The 18,109-nt window shown below is 54.7% G+C and carries 16 protein-coding genes; 2 read left to right on the forward strand and 14 right to left on the reverse strand.

All coding sequences use genetic code 11. From position 1 onward, the window contains the following. Positions 1 to 187: 187 nt before the first annotated feature. Both AC6RNO_RS17800 and AC6RNO_RS17805 read right to left on the reverse strand, forming a co-directional pair. Positions 188 to 1,216, reverse strand: coding sequence for a LysM peptidoglycan-binding domain-containing protein (locus AC6RNO_RS17800; RefSeq protein WP_474680442.1), 1,029 nt, complete (start codon positions 1,214 to 1,216; stop codon positions 188 to 190). 120 nt (positions 1,217 to 1,336) lie between these two features. After that, entirely contained in the window at positions 1,337 to 2,224 is an 888-nt protein-coding gene (locus AC6RNO_RS17805) for an RluA family pseudouridine synthase (protein WP_497106240.1), read from the reverse strand. Between the two features lie 266 nt (positions 2,225 to 2,490). Between AC6RNO_RS17805 and AC6RNO_RS17810 the strand changes: the two genes are divergently transcribed. Next, complete coding sequence (locus tag AC6RNO_RS17810) at positions 2,491 to 3,969, forward strand: phosphodiester glycosidase family protein (protein ID WP_497106241.1); 1,479 nt, start codon at positions 2,491 to 2,493, stop codon at positions 3,967 to 3,969. Between the two features lie 450 nt (positions 3,970 to 4,419). Here AC6RNO_RS17810 and hemL read toward each other — a convergent pair whose 3' ends face one another. Continuing rightward, entirely contained in the window at positions 4,420 to 5,718 is a 1,299-nt protein-coding gene (gene hemL, locus AC6RNO_RS17815; protein ID WP_497106242.1) for a glutamate-1-semialdehyde 2,1-aminomutase, read from the reverse strand. Between the two features lie 72 nt (positions 5,719 to 5,790). Here hemL and AC6RNO_RS17820 point away from each other — a divergent pair, with 72 nt between their 5' ends. After that, positions 5,791 to 6,453 carry a cyclic nucleotide-binding domain-containing protein gene (locus AC6RNO_RS17820; RefSeq protein WP_497106243.1) on the forward strand — a complete coding sequence of 221 codons (663 nt, stop codon included), beginning with the start codon at positions 5,791 to 5,793 and terminating at the stop codon, positions 6,451 to 6,453. Positions 6,454 to 6,461: 8 nt separating this feature from the next. On the opposite strand, the gene hemG is transcribed toward AC6RNO_RS17820, so the two are convergent. The 11 genes from hemG to speD all read right to left on the reverse strand — a co-directional run bounded on the left by hemG (position 6,462) and on the right by speD (position 18,001). Further along, positions 6,462 to 7,919, reverse strand: coding sequence for a protoporphyrinogen oxidase (gene hemG, locus AC6RNO_RS17825; RefSeq protein WP_497106244.1), 1,458 nt, complete (start codon positions 7,917 to 7,919; stop codon positions 6,462 to 6,464). A 34-nt stretch (positions 7,920 to 7,953) separates the two neighbouring features. Continuing rightward, positions 7,954 to 8,898, reverse strand: coding sequence for a ferrochelatase (gene hemH / locus AC6RNO_RS17830; protein ID WP_474680448.1), 945 nt, complete (start codon positions 8,896 to 8,898; stop codon positions 7,954 to 7,956). Between the two features lies 1 nt (position 8,899). Then, a complete protein-coding gene (gene hemE / locus AC6RNO_RS17835) occupies positions 8,900 to 9,964 on the reverse strand; it encodes a uroporphyrinogen decarboxylase (protein WP_474680449.1) in 1,065 nt (354 codons plus the stop codon). A 302-nt stretch (positions 9,965 to 10,266) separates the two neighbouring features. Then, a complete protein-coding gene (gene hemB / locus AC6RNO_RS17840; RefSeq protein WP_474680450.1) occupies positions 10,267 to 11,259 on the reverse strand; it encodes a porphobilinogen synthase in 993 nt (330 codons plus the stop codon). 40 nt (positions 11,260 to 11,299) lie between these two features. Next, on the reverse strand, positions 11,300 to 12,838 hold the full coding sequence (cobA, locus tag AC6RNO_RS17845; RefSeq protein WP_497106245.1) for a uroporphyrinogen-III C-methyltransferase: 1,539 nt from the start codon (positions 12,836 to 12,838) through the stop codon (positions 11,300 to 11,302). A gap of 7 nt (positions 12,839 to 12,845) precedes the next feature. Next, positions 12,846 to 13,793 carry a hydroxymethylbilane synthase gene (gene hemC / locus AC6RNO_RS17850; RefSeq protein WP_474680452.1) on the reverse strand — a complete coding sequence of 316 codons (948 nt, stop codon included), beginning with the start codon at positions 13,791 to 13,793 and terminating at the stop codon, positions 12,846 to 12,848. A gap of 5 nt (positions 13,794 to 13,798) precedes the next feature. After that, positions 13,799 to 14,512, reverse strand: coding sequence for an NAD(P)-dependent oxidoreductase (locus AC6RNO_RS17855; RefSeq protein WP_497106246.1), 714 nt, complete (start codon positions 14,510 to 14,512; stop codon positions 13,799 to 13,801). A gap of 7 nt (positions 14,513 to 14,519) precedes the next feature. Then, the gene (locus tag AC6RNO_RS17860; RefSeq protein ID WP_474680454.1) at positions 14,520 to 15,350 is read right to left on the reverse strand and encodes a cytochrome C assembly family protein; all 831 of its coding nucleotides are present in this window, start codon (positions 15,348 to 15,350) and stop codon (positions 14,520 to 14,522) included. Positions 15,351 to 15,385: 35 nt separating this feature from the next. Next, positions 15,386 to 16,789: a glutamyl-tRNA reductase gene (gene hemA / locus AC6RNO_RS17865; protein ID WP_474680455.1), complete on the reverse strand. Its 1,404-nt coding sequence runs from the start codon at positions 16,787 to 16,789 to the stop codon at positions 15,386 to 15,388. Positions 16,790 to 16,950: 161 nt separating this feature from the next. Continuing rightward, positions 16,951 to 17,487 carry a hypothetical protein gene (locus AC6RNO_RS17870; RefSeq protein WP_497106247.1) on the reverse strand — a complete coding sequence of 179 codons (537 nt, stop codon included), beginning with the start codon at positions 17,485 to 17,487 and terminating at the stop codon, positions 16,951 to 16,953. Between the two features lie 112 nt (positions 17,488 to 17,599). Continuing rightward, positions 17,600 to 18,001 (reverse strand): adenosylmethionine decarboxylase, encoded by a 402-nt coding sequence (gene speD, locus AC6RNO_RS17875; protein WP_474680701.1) that lies wholly within the window; start codon positions 17,999 to 18,001, stop codon positions 17,600 to 17,602. Positions 18,002 to 18,109: the final 108 nt, after the last annotated feature.

An 18,109-nucleotide genomic window follows, 5' to 3' on the forward strand; every position in this document is an offset into this window, starting at 1 on the left:
GGATTGAGATAAACCTCTATCGAGGTCTTTTCGAAGATGAGCGACCGCGTTCAGAGGTTGGTTTATTCGCCAATAAGAATGCTGTTCTACGCGCTTTAGCGCTGTAAAGAACATTAAACATTCTTATGCAGTAAAAAAGCCTTCGGCCGCTTCTTCGCGCAGCCAAAGACTTTTGCTTATGTACCCGTTATTTGGGAAGATAGAGAACCTGCCCCGCGACAAGCTCCTGATCGCCAAGCCGGTTAAGAAGCTGCAGCTCCCGCGGATTCAACTGATAGCGTTTGGCAATCGACTCCAGCGTTTCTTCCTTTTGCACGATGCACATTCTTAATTTGCGGAATTCTTGCACCCCCGAGTCCGTCCGCAGGAACAGGCGCTTCCATTCTATAACCTCGCCCTTCGCTTCCTCGGCGGCCTTTGCCTCGGCTTCCTCTTTCCGTTTTTCCGGGTGAAAAAGCGCCCCGGCTTTGGAAATAAGCGATTTTATGCCGCTAGGCTGCACTTCCATCGCTTCATTCGCCTTTTTGCCGAAAGCGAGCTTAGGCTCTTTCTCCTTTTTCTCCTCCGGAATAACCGAAGCCGCCTCCTGCTGGGGAACTTCCTTCGACTCGGCTTCCACCTTCGGGGCTTCCGCGGCCGGGGCCTCGTTTTGCAGCGGTTCCTCGTAAGCCGGCGGAAACGGTTTGGACTCCGGAACTTCAGGAACCGCCTGCTCATTCGCCTCTTGCTTCACCTCCGTCGGAGCTTTCTGAACCGGTGCGGGAGGCGCCGGCTTTATCTTTTCCACACGCTCCTCCTCGGCTTCATGGACAAAGGTGATTTCCTCTTCCCCCCGCCAGCTGTCAGGCGGCGATGACACCATCTCTACGCCTTGCAGAGACAGAACTCCCGTCACATTCAAGCTCCTGGCCGAGAGAAGATCGATGTCGAAATTTTCAATCTCCACCAAAATGTCTTCCACCCGATGAATTCGATTGAGGGGCAGCGTAATTTCGACGGGAATCAAATGTTCGAGCAGTCGTGACGCTCCATCGTCGCTTTCATAATTTCCGGTGAGCAGCAGATTCCCTTTCAGGATCGCCTGCTCGTTCTGCGTTAAGACCTGGATATGCGGCACCAGTTCAACATCGTTCAGCTCTTGAATACCCGCCAATTCTTCCTGCAAGTGGACGCGCTCGTAGATATCGAATCTTAAACCCGGTTGCTGTTCAGCCACTGGCAAAATCCTCCCTTCCTTCAATTCCCGCCGCAAGGCAAACGACTGGAATGTTCAACCAATACCTTAAGATTTGTCTCTAAAGTATATGGGTGAAAAAGAGATGGCATGACTATATTTTTACGAAACTCGAAGCTTCTCTAGCAAAAGCAGCATATCTTCAGGCCACGGCGCCTGCACTTCGACCCGTTCCAGCGTGACCGGATGCTGAAAAAGCAGCCGCTCTCCATGCAAAGCCTGGCGCCCCAGCAGCGCAGAAGACCCTCCGTACAAAACGTCCCCCGCAAGAGGATGTCCGATATGGCTGAGATGGACTCTGATTTGATGCGTACGTCCCGTTTCCAGCCGCAGCTGCACGTGTGCCGCCCGTTTCAACTGCTCCGCGACTTCAAAATGCGTGACGGCCGCATCGCCCCCCGGCGTTACGCGTCTTTTGCCGGAATGATGGCGGTCCTTGCCGATCGGCTCGCGGATCGCTCCTCCTTTGGCGCGAAACCGCCCTTCGGCAATCGCCGCATATCTCCGGTCGATCCGCTTGTCGCGCATAGCCTCGTCGAGCAGCACGTGCGCCCATTCGTTCTTGGCGTACAGAACGGCGCCGGTCGTGTCCCGGTCAAGTCTGTGTATATGGCGGACAGCGCACGCCTGCCCCGTAGACGCATAATAATAGGCTACGGCCGAAGCCAGCGTCCCCTGCTGTCCCCGCTCCGAAGGATGAACGGACATCCCGGCGGGCTTGTTGACGACGAGACAAAAATCATCCTCGTACAAAACCTCCACCTCGCCGTACTCCGCTTCAAAACCGGGAGCATCCTCGGGAAAAACCCGCAGCAGCAGCTTTCCCGCCTGCACGCGCACGCCCCCTTGAGCAGCCAGCCGCAAATACAGCTTGCGGGGGACAGGCAGCAGAGCCCCCAGCCTTTCAGCGGCTAGCGGAGCTAGAGGGCTCCAATCGTCGCCGGGGAGAGGAAGCTCCATCCACTCGCCTTTCCGCTTCCATCCGATCATGACCGGTTGCCTCTATGAAAGAAAATAAGCAATACGGCCAGCAGCAGCAAAAAGACAAAAACAACGGCCATCACATCTATTGGAAAATCAAAAAAATAGTATCGCTTCACAATCGGGCAGCTCCTTCTTCATGCTTGAATCAAGTCCACTTTATTTTAACAATTACCATTAACAATTGCATGCGTAAATATGATAGAATGAAATCTAGTACTGTTTTTTTCGACATCTTAGAATTTGAAGAAAAATGGAGCAGGAGAGGAATTATTTTGAATACTGCAATTTTACAGCATTTTCGCAGCTGGAGCTGGCTGAAACGCTTGCTTCTGCTTATAGCGGCATGTACGTTTCTTTGTTCGAGCTTTTTGTTTTTAACGCCTCTTGGCGAAACCATCCGTGTTTATTTGGCCAAAACGGTCATCACGACGCAGCACCGTGACTGGGCCTGGATCTTTGTCGGCGCCGAGCGCCGCGATCAATTGGTCAAAGAAATGCAGGATTTGACGGAAATCAACTCTATCGAAAAACAAGATCTGCAAGCCGTGAAGTATAACAAAAACCGTCCTATGGAAAGTCTCGTCAAGGTTGAAGATATTTCCGGCCAATTCTGGAAAGGCAAAAAAATGTATGTATACGATCCGAGAACGATCCGCGTAGTCGTCCCTTCCAAGCAGGGTGAAGGCGAGCGGATTACGTCGATGGTGCAGCGGACGGGAGCCGTAGCCGGCGTGAACGGCGGAGGATTTAACGATCCCGACGGGCTTGGCAACGGATTTGCCCCGATCGGCGCCATTATGTCCGGCGGCAACATTTTGTACACCGACCAGGAAGGCTCCATTCCTCAGCAAATCGTAGGTTTTACCAAGGAAGGAACGCTCATTATCGGTAAATACAGCATCAACGAGCTGCTGAAGCTTAATGTAACCGAGGCCGTTTCGTTTTATCCCCGTGTTATCGCCAACGGCAAAGGGCTGATTACAAGCGGGGACGGCGGCTGGGGCAGAGCGCCCAGAACAGCCGTCGGGCAAAAAGCGGACGGAACCGTCATCTTCATCGTGATCGACGGCCGCCAAGCGCACAGCGTAGGCGCAACGCTCAAAGAAGTCCAGGACCTGTTCCTTGAAGACGGCGTCATTAACGCAGGCTTCCTGGACGGCGGGGCTTCGTCGGAAATGGTTTACGACAACGATCTGATTACCAAGCCATCGAGCCGATACGGCGAACGCCGTTTGCCGTCCGCTTTCCTTGTCTTCGATCATCCCGAGTCCGTTAAGGTCGATAATGTTTGGGAAGGCTTGACTACGATTGATCCGGGCGGCGCTTACGATCACCCTGATTTCCTGAAAGAGCAGGCTCAGAAAAAAGCGAGCCAGCCCAAGGCGACGGCAACGCCGAAGCCGGCAGCGACGCCGAAGCCATCGGCGAAAGCCGAAACGGACGAAACCGGCCAGGCCAAGCCGGGCGCTTCGGAGGGGCCCGGCGGAACGGCGAGCGGATCGCCGAAAGCAGGTGCTTCGGCGAAGCCCGGGGCTTCGCCTTCTGTGTCGCCGAGCGCGAGCGGCGGCAGCACGAGCGAGCCTGCGGGAACCGGCGCCGCAGCAGGCAGCGTGAATCCTGCTCCGTCGGCGACGCCGAAACCGAGCGTAGCGCCTGCTGCAACCGCGAGCCCTGCCCCTGACGGAGGGGGAACAGCGAAAACCGATGCAAGCCCTACGCAAGCGCCTGCGGCTTCTCCGAAGGCGAACTAAAAAAAGGTTGACCCGAATGGGTCAACCTTTTTTTGCTGCTCCCCCTCTTCCGCCGCCGTAAACGGCTTCAGAGGATTCAGCGCCCCTCCTGCACCTCGGACACCATTAGCGCAAACGCGCAAAAAACCTGCAAAAATACATCTTTTTGCCCTCACGATGCGCTTGTCTTGAATCATTCCTGCAAAAGTGCAGTTTTTTCTGCCGGGTCGGAGGCTTGGTCCCGGTTTGGCCGATAATTCCTGCACATTTGCAGGCTTTTTCCTCAAACGGGCCGTTTCCATCGAAAAAGCCTGCACTTTTGCAGTTTTTTCCAAACTGTAAATGTAACCGATCATACTTTTCGCAGCATTCCATTCCTCAGGCTATAAACACACCTTCGCTGCTTTTCCATTTCCAGGTTACAAATGGGCTTATTTGCATCATCGCAGCGTGAAGTGCCCCGCCCATCTTTTACAGGCGCTTAAGCGCCTCGCGGTGAGCTTCGATCGTTTCCGCTATATCGCTATCTGAGTGAACGGTGGAAATGAACATCCCTTCGAACTGGGAAGGCGCCACGGAAACGCCCAGATCAAGCAAATGGCCGAAATAGGCGTTGAACTTGGCCAAATCCGACGTTTTCGCCGTTTCGTAATCGACAACGGTCTGCTCGGTAAAAAACGGGCACAGCATCGAGCCGACGCGGTTGATCGTGCATGGGATGCCGACCTCGGCGGCGTTTTTCTTAAATCCGGCTTCCAGCATTGCCGATTTCCGCTCCAATTCCTCGTACACGCCCGGTTGGCCGAGCAGCTTTAAAGTCGTGTAACCGGCCGCCATAGCGAGCGGGTTGCCGGAGAGCGTTCCGGCCTGATAGATCGGTCCGGCAGGCGCGATGTGCTCCATAATATCGAGCCTTCCGCCATAAGCCCCTACCGGCAATCCGCCGCCGATCACCTTGCCAAGACACGTCAGGTCGGGCGTAATTCCGTACAGCCCTTGAGCGCAATGTTTGTGCACCCGGAAGCCGGTCATCACCTCGTCGAAGATCAGCAAGCTGCCGTACTGCTGCGTAATGCTTCTCAGTCCTTGCAAAAAGCCTTCCGCAGGCGGAACGACGCCCATATTGCCGGCGACCGGCTCTACAATCACTGCCGCGATATCTTCGCCAAACTTCCCGAAAACAAGTTTAATCGACTCCAGGTCGTTATAAGGCACCGTAATCGTATTGACCGCTACGTTCTCGGGAACCCCCGGGCTGTCGGGCAAGCCCAATGTAGCGACCCCGGAACCCGCCTTGATCAAAAGAGCATCGGCATGCCCATGATAGCCGCCTTCGAATTTCACGATCTTGTTGCGCTTCGTAAAGCCGCGTGCCAGCCGGAGGGCACTCATCGTCGCTTCGGTCCCCGAACTCACCATGCGTACCATCTCGATTGAAGGCACCCGTTCGATAACGAGGTTGGCCATTTCCGTTTCAAGTTCGGTCGGTGCGCCGAAGCTCGTTCCCTTTTCAGCCGCCTCTTTGATCGCTTCCACCACTCCCGGGTGGGCGTGGCCGACGATGAGCGGTCCCCATGAACCGACGTAGTCGATGTAGCTGTTTCCGTCGATATCGGTGACCCTGGAGCCGGCTCCCTTTTCCATAAACAAAGGGGTCAAGCCTACCGATTTAAAAGCGCGCACAGGACTGTTCACACCGCCGGGAATCACTTTCTTCGCTTCGCTGAATGCGGCAGCCGAACGCGTATCGATTCTGCTCGAATTTTTCATTTTCTTCATACCTCCACGAAGACCATATATGGTAAAATAAAACGGAATCCAATTTATGACTAAAGGCGGTACATGATGCTAGAATTCGTCAAACGGGTACCTTTATTTTCGCAATTGACCGATGCCCAACTGGGTGCCGTAGCCGAAATTTGCAGCAAAAAATCATATCGGCCGAATACGGTGCTTTTTTCCGAAAAAGACCCGGGCTCGGTGTTCTACATGGTGATCAGCGGGTCCGTCAAAATTTATACGACCGGCAATAGCGGCGAGGAGAAAATATTGTCGATCTGCAAATCGGGAGAAAGCTTCGGCGAACTGTCGCTGATCGACGGCAAGCCGCGCTCGGCTTCCGCGCAAACGTTGGAAGAATGCGCGCTCGTCACGCTGACTGCGCAAAATTTCCTCGGCCTGCTGCGCAATCATTTTGACATAGCGCTCGGCATTATGCGGGAACTGAGCAGCCGGCTGCGCGATACGAACCAGCACGTCTACGACCTGACATTCCTCGACGCCAGAACCCGCGTCATCAAAAGCCTGATCACAATGGCGAACAAACACGGCATACGCAGCGAGAACTCCATCATCATCAAGCTTGTTCTGAATTATGACGAAATATCCCAGATCGCAGGGGTCCAAAAAAATACGCTCATGCAGGTGATCCGCGATCTGGAGGAAAAGCAGATTCTTACGATCTCGCCCGTCGATTTCAGGCTGGATTTGTCCAAGCTTCGCTAGTCCGGCGCCTAACGGGCATATGCAGGGTCGGGAAGCTTTTGCGCCATGTAGTCAGCCAGCTGTACAGCGGCTTCTTGCCCCTGGCGGATGCAGTCGGGAATACCGACCCCGTGAAATCCCGCACCGGCTGCAAACACCCCCGGCATTTCCGCAGCCAGCTCCTTGCGAAACCGATCTATTTTCTCCAAATGGCCAACCGGATATTGCGGCATCGATTGAGGCATCCGTGTAATCTCATAAAACAACGGCTCTGCATGCAGACCCAGAAGCTCGCCGAGATCGTGGCGGGCTTTTTGCACGAGCTGCTCGTCGCTCCAGTTCAGCCATTCCTGCTCGCCCGAGCGGCCGATGTAACAGCGCAGCAGCACTTTGCCGTCCGGCGCCGTATGCAGCCATTTGGACGATGTCCACGTGCTCGCCGTAATCGTGCGCCCTTCTGTGCGCGGCACCAGGAAGCCGGAGGCGTCCAGCTCGAACGGAATGTCTTTCCGGTCAAAAGCCATAATGACATTGGCGACCGAAATATATTCGATCTGCTTCAAATGCTCCGCAAGCTGCAAATGAGCCAGCAGCCGGGCCGTCTGATACGCAGGCGTACCGATGATGACTCCGTCCGCCGTTTCCGTATGCCCGTCCTCAAACACGACTTCCGTAAGGCCAAGCTCCGTCTTCCTTACCGATACGACGCCGGTGTCCGTCCGCAGGTCGCAGTCGGACAAGCTTTCGAGCAGCCCCTCAACCAGCGTCTGCAGCCCTTTTTTGAAAGTGACAAAAGCAGATGCCTTGAGTGGCTCGGGCACATGGGCGTTTTCCCCCGCATTGTTTTTCCGGCTTGCCATCATTCCTTTGATCAAGCTTTTGTGCTTTTGTTCCATAGCTTGAAATTGCGGAAAGGTGGACTTCAAGCTCAGCTTGAACGTATCACCCGCGTAAATGCCGGCAAGCAGCGGCTCCACGACGTTTTCCAGCACCTCTTTACCGAGCCGGCGCTCCAGAAAATGCCCGAGCGATTCGTCCGTCGTCTCCTCGCGCACAGGCAGCACTACGTCCAGCGCAGCCCGGGCTTTGCCGAGCGGCGAGATCAGCCCTGTTTTCATAAAAGGCGCTATTTCCGTCGGGATGCCCAGCACGAGACCCGGCGGCATGCGGTGCATTTTGCCCCTGCGTACGATATACGTTTTCTTGGCTTGCGGATTGAGCCCCGTCAGTTCCCCTTCCAGGCCGAGCTCGCGGGCCAGATCGATCGTCGGCCGCTTGCGCGCGAGGACGGAATCCGGGCCTTTTTCGATAACAAAGCCGTCGCGCTGAATCGTATGAATTTTGCCCCCAAAAGAGGATGATTTCTCCACGACCGTCAGACGCGCGCTTACGCCCTCGGCAGATAATCTCTTTTTGACATAGTAAGCGGCGCTGAGACCGGTTATGCCTCCGCCGATAATGATGATGTGCGGTCGTTCTGCACTCATGGAAATCTCCCCTTTCGCGCACATACGAAAAAATTTATTTGCTCGTGCTTTCCTTCACTTTATCGTAAACGACGTCGCTTAATGTCTCCATGTAGAGCGGGTCCGTGTTCAGCGACTCCGTACGTTCCAGATGGATGCCCAGCTCCTTGGCCAAAGCCTGCGCCTCGATATCGATATCGTAAAGCACTTCGAGATGGTCGGATACAAAGCCGATCGGGCACAGCAGCACATGCTTCACGTTTTCTTCCTTGCGAATCGTTTGCAGCACGTCCAAAATGTCCGGCCCGAGCCATGGCATCGCGGTCTGCCCGGCGCTTTGCCAGCCGAACTGCCAATTCGTCACGCCCACCCGCTCGGCAATCGCCTTGGAGGTTGCCAGCAGTTGATCGGGATACGGATCTTTCATTTCGACAATTTTTTCAGGCAGGCTGTGCGCTGTAAAAATGACGCGGACATCGTCCCGGCTCGCGGCGTCGAACTTCGCCAGCGCGGACTCCACGCGCTCCGTCAATGCTTGAATCAGCTTCGGATGCAGATGATAGCTCAGTACGAAATCAATGCGCAAGCCAAGCTCTGCGGCTTTATCCTGCGCCCGCTTCACATATCCGCCCACGCTCATGACCGAGTAATGGGGCGCCAGCACGACGCCGACCGCTTCTTCGATGCCGTCCTTGACCATCTGCTCCACGCCGTCCTCCACGTATGGCTGAGCATGCTTCAGACCTTGATAGCAGACGAACTCCATATCTCCATGCTCGCGGTTCAGCGTATCTTCCAGCCCTTGAACCTGTTTGTTCGTATTTTCGCGCAGCGGAAAAAAACCGCCGACAATCGCTTCATAACGCGACGTCAATTCATGCAGCTGCTCCGGCGTAGGCGGATGGCCGCGCCGAATATGCGTATAATACGCTTCGACCTGATCCAGACTTTCCGGAGTTCCGTAAGACATTACCAATACACCGATACGGCGTTTTGTCATGTTAGACACCACTCTTCTCTGTTTGCTGGGATAATGCGGCATGCGAATATTCGTGGATAAACGAGGTTAAATGTTTGAGCTTCTCCAACGAGGCTTCCGGAAACAGGCCGTGCCCCAGGTTAAAAATGTAGCCGGGCCTGCCGATGCCTTCGTCAATGATGGCTTTCGCCTGCCGCTCGATGACGCTCATAGGCGCTGTCAGCACGTAAGGATCGAGGTTGCCTTGAACGGCAAACCGGTCTCCGAGTCTTTTGCGGCCTTCCGGGATCGGAATCCGCCAGTCTAGGCCGATGACATCCGCCTGCAAATCTTTCAAATAAGGCAGCAATTCGCCGGAACTGACGCCCGGGAAATAAATTTTCGGCTCGGTCAAATCCGCAAGCTCCTTGAAAATCCGCTTCATCGTCGGCAGCACGTACATTTGAAAATCGGAAGGCGAAAGCGCGCCCACCCAACTGTCGAACACTTGCACCGCTTTGGCGCCGGCGGCGATATGCGCTCTGAGATACGTGATCACCATATCCCCCAGCTTATCCATCAAGGCGTACCAAACTTTGGGCTCGCTGTACATCAGCGTTTTCGTGCGGATATAGCTTTTCGAAGGCTTGCCTTCGATTAAATAGCTCGCGATCGTAAACGGCGCACCGGCGAACGAAATCAGCGGAACCTCCAGCTCCCGGTGCAAAATCCGAATCGTTTCAATGATGTGAGATAAATCCTTTTCAACGTCTATCGGACGCAGGTTTTCTACATCCTGCGCCGTGCGGACCGGCGTATGAATGACGGGACCGATGTTTTTTACAATATCGAAGTCAACCCCGAGCGAAGCAACCGGATTCATGATATCCGAGTACAAAATGGCCGCATCCACACCAAGCTTCCTGATCGGCATCATGGTAACCTCTGCGGCAAGCTCGGGCTGGCTGCAAATTTCAAGCAGCGAGTACTTTTCTTTAATTTTGCGGTAATCCGGATCGTAGCGGCCTGCCTGGCGCATATACCATACGGGCAGCGTATCTACCGGTTCTTTCCGGCAAGCCTTAATAAAATTATCGTTATAACTCACGAGGCACCTTCCTCTTTTTCCAAACCATAATATTCCGTGCTTTTCTCATCCATTATGCCCTAATTATACGCCTGTAACAACCGATGGGAGCTTTCGGTTTCCGACAAAAGTATGACAAAAGACCCTCCGGTGCACAGCAGTTTCAGGAGTCCGGCGGGCGGAACTGCCTTTGGGCTTGCCCAATGAATAATGACGGATTTTATGCGTTCGCCCGCATAAAATCCGTCATTGCACATACGTATGCCTTCTGCCGAGTTCATCCGCCGGACTGCCGGTCGTGAATCGCTATTCGAAGCGAATCATCAGCCACGCAGCCAGCGTGCGATATCTTTGGCGAAGTAAGTAAGAATAATGTCCGCGCCGGCGCGCTTGAAGCCCGTCATCGTTTCCATAACGATGGACTTTTCATCGATCCAGCCCTGCAGCGCAGCCGCTTTGATCATGGAATATTCCGCGCTGACGTTGTAAGCGACGACAGGCAGATCGAAATTATCCTTGAGCATGCGGATCACGTCCATATAAGCGAGCGCAGGCTTGACCATCAGGAAGTCGGCGCCTTCGATCACGTCGGTTTCCGCTTCGCGCAGCGCCTCCCGCGCATTCGCCGGGTCCATTTGATACGTTTTGCGGTCGCCGAACTGCGGAGCCGAATGCGCGGCGTCGCGGAACGGGCCGTAATACGCCGACGCGTACTTGACGGAATACGCCATGATCGGCACATGCTCGTAGCCGGCTTCGTCGAGCCCTGAGCGGATCGCCTGCACATAGCCGTCCATCATATTGGAGGGCGCGATAATGTCGGCGCCTGCCCGGGCCTGGGATACGGCTGTTTTGACCAGCAGTTCCAGGGACGCATCGTTCGCTACGTCGGCTTGTCCCGTAATCGGATGATGATGGACAACGCCGCAGTGCCCGGTATCCGTAAATTGGCACAGGCAAGTGTCGGCAATGATCAAAAGGTTCGGATGCAGCTCCTTGATGCGGCGGGCCGCCTGCTGAACGATACCGTTCTCCTCGTAGGCCGAGGTGCCTTCGGCGTCCTTGTGCTCAGGCAAGCCGAACAGCAAAATCGCTTGAATGCCTAGCTGCACGATCTCATCAATTTCGGCTTCCATCCGGTCGAGCGAAAAATGAAACACTCCGGGCATAGAAGCGATCTCATCCCTGATGCCCGTTCCATGGGTGACAAAAATCGGCTGAACCAAATCATGAATCGTTACCTGATTCTCACGGACCAGGTTGCGGATCGCTGCCGACCCGCGCAAACGGCGGTTGCGTACAATCGGAAAACTCATATAGTTACGGCCTCCTTGACTCTTTGAATAAGGATATGCATTAGTGCGGCTTGCGCGCCGATAAGCTTTGCGCCAAAGAAGCAACCGTCGCTTCTTCGGCCATATAAGCGATCGGCAGGCCCGCTTGGCGGACGGTTTCCGCCGTTTTCGGACCGATGCAGGCAATTTCGGCGCTCTGCAGCAGGCTGACGGGATCTTCGGCCCCGAGCCGGCGCAAAGCTTCGAGCAAATTGGTCACTGTCGACGAACTTGTAAAAGTAATGATATGAATGGCCTGATTGCGCAGCAGCTCGATCACTTCCTCACCGCCCTCGGTATCGAGCACATTCTCGTACACGTCCACTTCGGTAACGTGAAGGCCAAGCTCCGCCAGTCTCGCAGGAATGTATTCCTTGGCGATATCGGCTGTCGGGAGCAGCACGTGCTGGCCCGCCTTCAGCTCGGTTTGGATGGCATCCAGCAGATCGTCACCCTGAAATCTGGACGGCAGCACGTCGGCAATCAAACCGCGTTCAGCCAAAGCTTCAGCGGTCTTCGGGCCGACAGCCGCGATCCGGGCACCGCCCATAAGGCGAACATCGATGCGCTTCTCGCGCAGTCTGCGGAAGAAATATTCCACGCCGTTAACGCTCGTGAACAATATCCAATCGAATCGGGGCAAACTCTCAAGCGCCCGGTCCAAAGCCTCGACCGCTTCCGGCCGGCTTGTCGGCTGCATGCGGATGACCGGGAACTCCACCGGCTCCCCGCCCATTTCGTCGATCAGATCGACAAGCTCGCTCGCCTGGCTGCGCGCCCGCGTAACCAGCACTCTGCGGCCGAACAGCGGCTTTTTCTCCACCCAGGCCAGCTTCTCGCGCAGTTTGACAACCTCGCCGACGATAATGACGGCCGGGGATTGGAAATTCGCCTGCTTCACTTTCTCGGCGATGTCCTCCAGCGTCCCCGTGATCGTCGCCTGATCCGTCCACGTCCCCCAGCGCACGAGAGCGACGGGCATTTGCGGCGGCTTGCCGCAGCGGATCAGCTCCCGGCAGATTTGCTCCAGATTGGCTACGCCCATCAGAAACACCATCGTGCCGATCGCCTTCGCCAAATGCTCCCAATCCAGGCTGGAGTACGTTTTGTTCGGGTACTCATGCCCGGTGACGATCGCCACGGATGACGTAAAATCACGGTGAGTCACCGGTATTCCGGCATAGGCCGGCACCGCGATGGATGAAGTGATTCCCGGTATGATTTCGTACGTAACCTCATGGTCGGCCAGCAGTTCGGCTTCTTCGCCGACGCGTCCGAAGACGCTCGGGTCGCCGCCTTTGAGCCGCGTAACAACTTTTCCTTGCAGCGCGAGATCGACCAGCAAGCGGTTGATCTCTTCCTGCTTCATCATATGCTTATCCGGCAGCTTGCCTACAAAAATGAGCTCAGCTCCGGGTTTTCGATGTTTTAGCAAACGGGGGCTTGCCAGGCGGTCATACACGATCACGTCCGCCTTTTGGATCGCTTCCAGACCGCGTACCGTGATCAGCTTGGGGTCGCCGGGACCGGCTCCGACAAGATATACTTTTCCTTTGATCATCGCGCGCTCACTCCCTTACCGCAGCGAGGATGCGGTCCGCACCTTGCGCGATCAGCTTGTCGGCGATGAGCAGGCCGAGCGCTTCCGGATCGCTGCCGCTGGCCGTCTCCTTCAGCAGCGTCTGTCCGTCGGGTGTGCCGACCATGCCCGTGAGCGTCAACAGCGGCGCGGCACCGCCGCCGCTGTTGACGCTCACGCTCGCGTAAGCGCCGAGCGGCACCTGGCAGCCTCCGTTGAGTCTGCCGAGGAAGCTCCGCTCCGCCCGCACCGCGAGCGCGGTAGGCTCATGCTGGAACCTGCCGAGCAGGTCCAGCACGAAGTCGTCGCCGCCCCGGCATTCGATGCACAGCGCTCCCTGCCCTACGGCAGGGAGGCATGCTTCGGGCGGCAAATACGCCGTGATGCGATCCTGAAAGCCGATCCGGTGCAAACCGGCCGACGCCAGCAGTATCGCATCGAAGTTGCCCTCTTCGAGCTTGCGCAGCCTCGAATCGATGTTCCCCCGGAGCGACTCGATGCGGAGGTCCGGGCGGAGGTGCTGCAGCTGGCTGGCGCGCCGCAGCGAGCTCGTGCCGACGAGCGCGCCCTGCGGCAGCTCGTCGAGCGACCGGTGCCCTCGCGTGATCAGCGCATCGCGCGCGTCCTCGCGCTCGGGCACCGCTCCTATGACAAGCCCTTCGGGAAGCTCGAAGGGCATATCTTTCATGCTGTGGACGGCGATGTCGATCTCGCCGTCCAGCAGAGCCTGTTCGATCTCCTTGACGAACAGGCCTTTGCCGCCGACCTTGGACAGCGTCACGTCCAGGATGCGGTCCCCTTTGGTCACAATCTTCTTGATCTCGAACCGGCATTCGATTCCATACCCGGCAGCCAGTTTTTCCAATTGCTTCACAGCCTGACCGGTTTGCGTTAATGCAAGCGCGCTCTGTCTGGTGCCAACTACGATAGTTCTCATCTCTACTAGTCCCCTGCCTCTCTATTCCGACCACTGAAAGCCATAATTGTATCTATATTCGGCTTTCTTTCCAGCTCAGCAAACAATTCGTCCTTCCATATCCCAAACGTCCCGGACCGTATGCGTCCGAGCGCGTCCCACTCCAGCATCTGCTTGAACATCCGCTGCCTTGCCGCTTTATCCTCCACCAGGCTTTGAATTTTCGAGCGCACATCGCCGAGAAAATCCAGATAGACCTCGTACTCGTCGCCGTAAGCCGCTTCGAGTTCTTTCGCAATTTTGCGCGCCGCAGAAGGGCTGGCCCCTCCCGTTGACACTGCGATTACAAGCTTCCCTCTGCGGACGACGGAAGGCACGATAAAGCTGCTGATCTGCGGTTCATCCACCACATTGACCGGCATACCGAGACGCTGCGCTTCCCGGTGAATCCGCTTGTTGACCTCCGCTTGATCCGTCGCGGCTACGGCCAGCATGTAGCGGGTTGCACCGTCCGATACGCCGGAGGCGAGGTCGCCGGGCTCGAAAGTCTTCCTGAGAAGAACTACCTCGCCGCGGGCCGCCATGCCGGTAAGTTCGTCCGTCACATCCGGACTGATTACCGTAACGTCCGCCCCGGCTTTCGTCAGCGCAAGAACTTTGCGCTCCGCCACTTTACCGCCGCCGACGACGAGGCATCGGCAGCCTTCCACATTCAACATCACCGGGTACGGGTGCTTCAAATTCGAATCAGCTCCAAATCCAGCTGTGAAAGCCGGAAAAAAAGTTCGACACTACAAAATTGATCATGACAATAAGGAAAGCCGCAATGTTCCACGCCGCCAGCTTATTGCCCGAGATACGCATGGAATGGCGCTGGAACAAGTAAAAGGCGTAAGCCGCCAATACAAAAACGGAATTGACAACCTTCGGATCGAAAAACAGGCCGCCGTTCCCTTGAAGCGCGATCCAGACAATGCCCAAGCATAAAGCGAGCAGCAGCAAAGGCGCCCCGATAATGACCGACCTGTACGTATACTGCTCCATCTTTTCCAAAGAAGGCAGCCTCATGACCGTATCGGAGAACTCCTTCTCCTTCAGCTTGCGGTGGAGGAACAAATACATGCCGGAAAAGATCGCCGCGGCCGTAAAAGCCGCATAGCTGCCGACCGCCATCGAAATATGAATAAACAGCAGCTCGCTGTTCACATCCCACTGGCTCGAAATCGGTATCATTTGAGGATTGCCGAACACATTAAGAGCGAGAATGGCAAAGCCGAACACATTGATAAAAAAAACGAATAATTCAATCCTGACAAACCTGCTTATAATTAATGATATCGTCACAAGCAGCCAGCTAAACAAATAGAGCACGTCGGAACGGGAAAATCCCATCTCGAACGCGCGTCCGTACAAGCCGAACGCCATATACGCGGTTTGCAAAACCCATACAAATAAAAGGAGCCCCGTCCCCATCCGTTTTGCGTTCCGGTTCGCGTGAGCGAAATCCGAAAAGTAAAACAGCAGGCTCAGGGCATATATATAAATCATCGCGTCCATCAAAAAGCTTCGTGTGACCATGGCACCTCTCCTGGGCATTGTTAGCGCCGAATCACTTAAGATTGCGCTACAGCGTCGGCGTGTTTCAGACCGATAGCGAGCAGTTTGTCTTCCTGGGCGCGTTTTGCCTCCGCTTCGATCGCTTTTCGTTCTGCTTCCTGTGCCTGCTCATCTGCCTGCTCTTGCTGTTCCAGCACCTCTTCAAGCGCAAACAGCTTCGTAAACATGTCAAGCGCCTCGTCGCCGTGCCGCTCTCCAGCCATTTCCTTGATGCGCAGGATCGGATCGCGCAGCATCTGGTTTACGATACTTTTGGTCAATTTGCGTATTACTTTCACTTCCCGCTCATCCAGATCAGGAAGCTTTTTCAGCATGCTTTCCATCGTTTCCTCGTGCACCTGGTTCGCTTTCGCCTGAAGCGCCTTGATGACCGGGCTTACGCCAAGCGTCTTGGTCCATTGATCGAAAATGTCCATTTCGGCAGCAATCATTGTCTCAATCTTCGCCGCTTCCCTCTTTCTTTCCTGCAGATGCTTGTCAACGATCATTTCCAAATCGTCGATGTCATACAGGAACACATTTTGCAGCTCGCTGATTTGCGGATCAAGATCCCGCGGCACGGCAATATCCATCATAAAGAGCGGGCGCGACTTTCTTTTTTGCAAAACAGCCTGCAAGTGGTCTCTTGTCAGCACATAGCCGGGAGCCCCCGTCGAGCTGATAATAATATCGACTTCCGCCAAATGCCGGAGCATTTGATCGGCTGCGCAGGGGATGCCGTTGAATTTGGCCGCCAGTTCGACAGCGCGCTCGTACGTGCGGTTCACAACGATAACTTTGTTCGCTCCGCTCGCATACAAATGCTTGACCGTCAGCTCGCTCATTTTGCCGGCGCCTATAATCATCACGGTTTTGTTAGCATATGTACCGAAAATCCGTTTGCCCAGCTCTACCGCGGCATAGCTTACGGATACCGGATTGTCGTTGATTCCCGTCTCGGAATGAGCCCGCTTGGCAAGGGTGACCGCCTGCTTGAACAGCGTGTTGAAAAACGCCCCAGTCGCTTTCAGGTTTTGCGACAATAAAAAGGCGTCCCGTACTTGGCCGAGAATTTGCGTTTCTCCAATAACCATCGAGTCGAGACCGCTTGTCACTCGGAATAGGTGTTCGATCGCTTTTTCATTTTCGTACGTATATAAATGTTTTTGAAATTGATCTTTCGGCACTTCGAACCAACGTTCGATAAAGCTGGTTACATAATGGCTGCAAACCTGCGGACGATCCACTACAGCATAGATTTCCGTACGATTGCAGGTAGCCACAATGACACATTCCAGTATGCTTTTCGTATGTTTCAGTTCGGTCAGTGCCTGCGATAATTCCGAAGCCGCAAAAGTAAACTTCTCGCGGATTTCGACGGGCGCAGTGCGATAGTTTAAGCCTACTGCCATAATATGCATGTGTTCCACCTGCCTTTCTCCAAAGTTCTATGAATCATTATAGCACAGCAAAACAAGCATTCCGACATTTTTTTTGAATAATTTATGAATGCTTTTTCCGCCTATCTTCGTTAGTTTGCACGTGTTGCTGCCCAGATATACCAATCATGCCGGCCAGGCCGTTATTCAAGCAATTTTTTCCGGACCAGCTCGGCAAGGCTTTTGTCCAGCGAAATCAATTTCTCGTTCTGCGAAGCAATGACTCCCCCGCCCGAAGCCATCAGCTTCTCGTAAACCTCATAAATTTGCTGAAATTTCGCAGCCGCAGCCTGCAGCGTCTGGACTTCGTCCGCCTTCAGCTTTCTCTCCCCGCCGATCTGCAGCCGCTGGACATACTGCATGAGCTGGGAGACGCTGTCCAGCGTCGTCAGGTACCCGTTCCCGCCGGCGGCAAGCACAAACCGCTCATGCGTATATCCTGCGGAATACAGCGTCTGTCTGCATGCATCGAGCTCGCCGGTGTTTTTGGCTTTTCCCGCTTCGCCCAGGCAGCTGTTCAGCAGCTCGATCTGGAACAGCGAGACTTGGTAAAGCAAATGCGAAGCATCATGTTCTTCCTTGCGGTCGCTGAACATGCCGATCGTCTGATACAAAGGCCAGCCGATCAAAAAAAGTACAACTGCGAACATCGCCGTTTTGCGCAGCATTTTATTTTTCACTTCGATCCCTCCAAGTTAAGCGGACATGTCTGGCTGTAACATTGTATGGGATCGGGACAAAACAAATAACCACGGATTTCTCCGTGGTTACCGCTATTAGCGCATCGTCTTCTTATTTTACAAGCTCTGCTTGCATAATTACTGGAGTTTCCACTTGCAGTTCACCAATGCCGCGAACAAGTTTCTTCGCATACACCGTTTCCGGTTTCAAAACGGACACCATGAAGTCGATTGCCAATTGAGGGTCAACTGTCTCGCCGCAAGTATAGCAGTCCAGCGCGGCAAAACCTCTCTCAGGATACGTATGAATGGAGAGATGACTCTCGGACAACATGACTAGCACTGTTGCTCCTTGTGGTTCAAATTGCTTGGATTGTACAGATAATACGGTTGCTCCGCATACCTCGGCAGCTTCTACCATCTGAGCCTGCAGCCATTCTGCATTGTTCAGTAGTTCAAAATCTGCCCCCCAAGTATCTACAGCAACGTGTCTTCCGAAAGTTGAGTATTCCATTTCCATCTTTCGGTTCCCCCTTCCTAGGAATAAAATGTTTGAAAAAAATTTCATCCGCTAGGACCTACGTCATTCACTTCCCGAGGGAATAATCTCTCGCAACATTCA

This window comes from Paenibacillus sp. sgz302190, assembly GCF_059820445.1.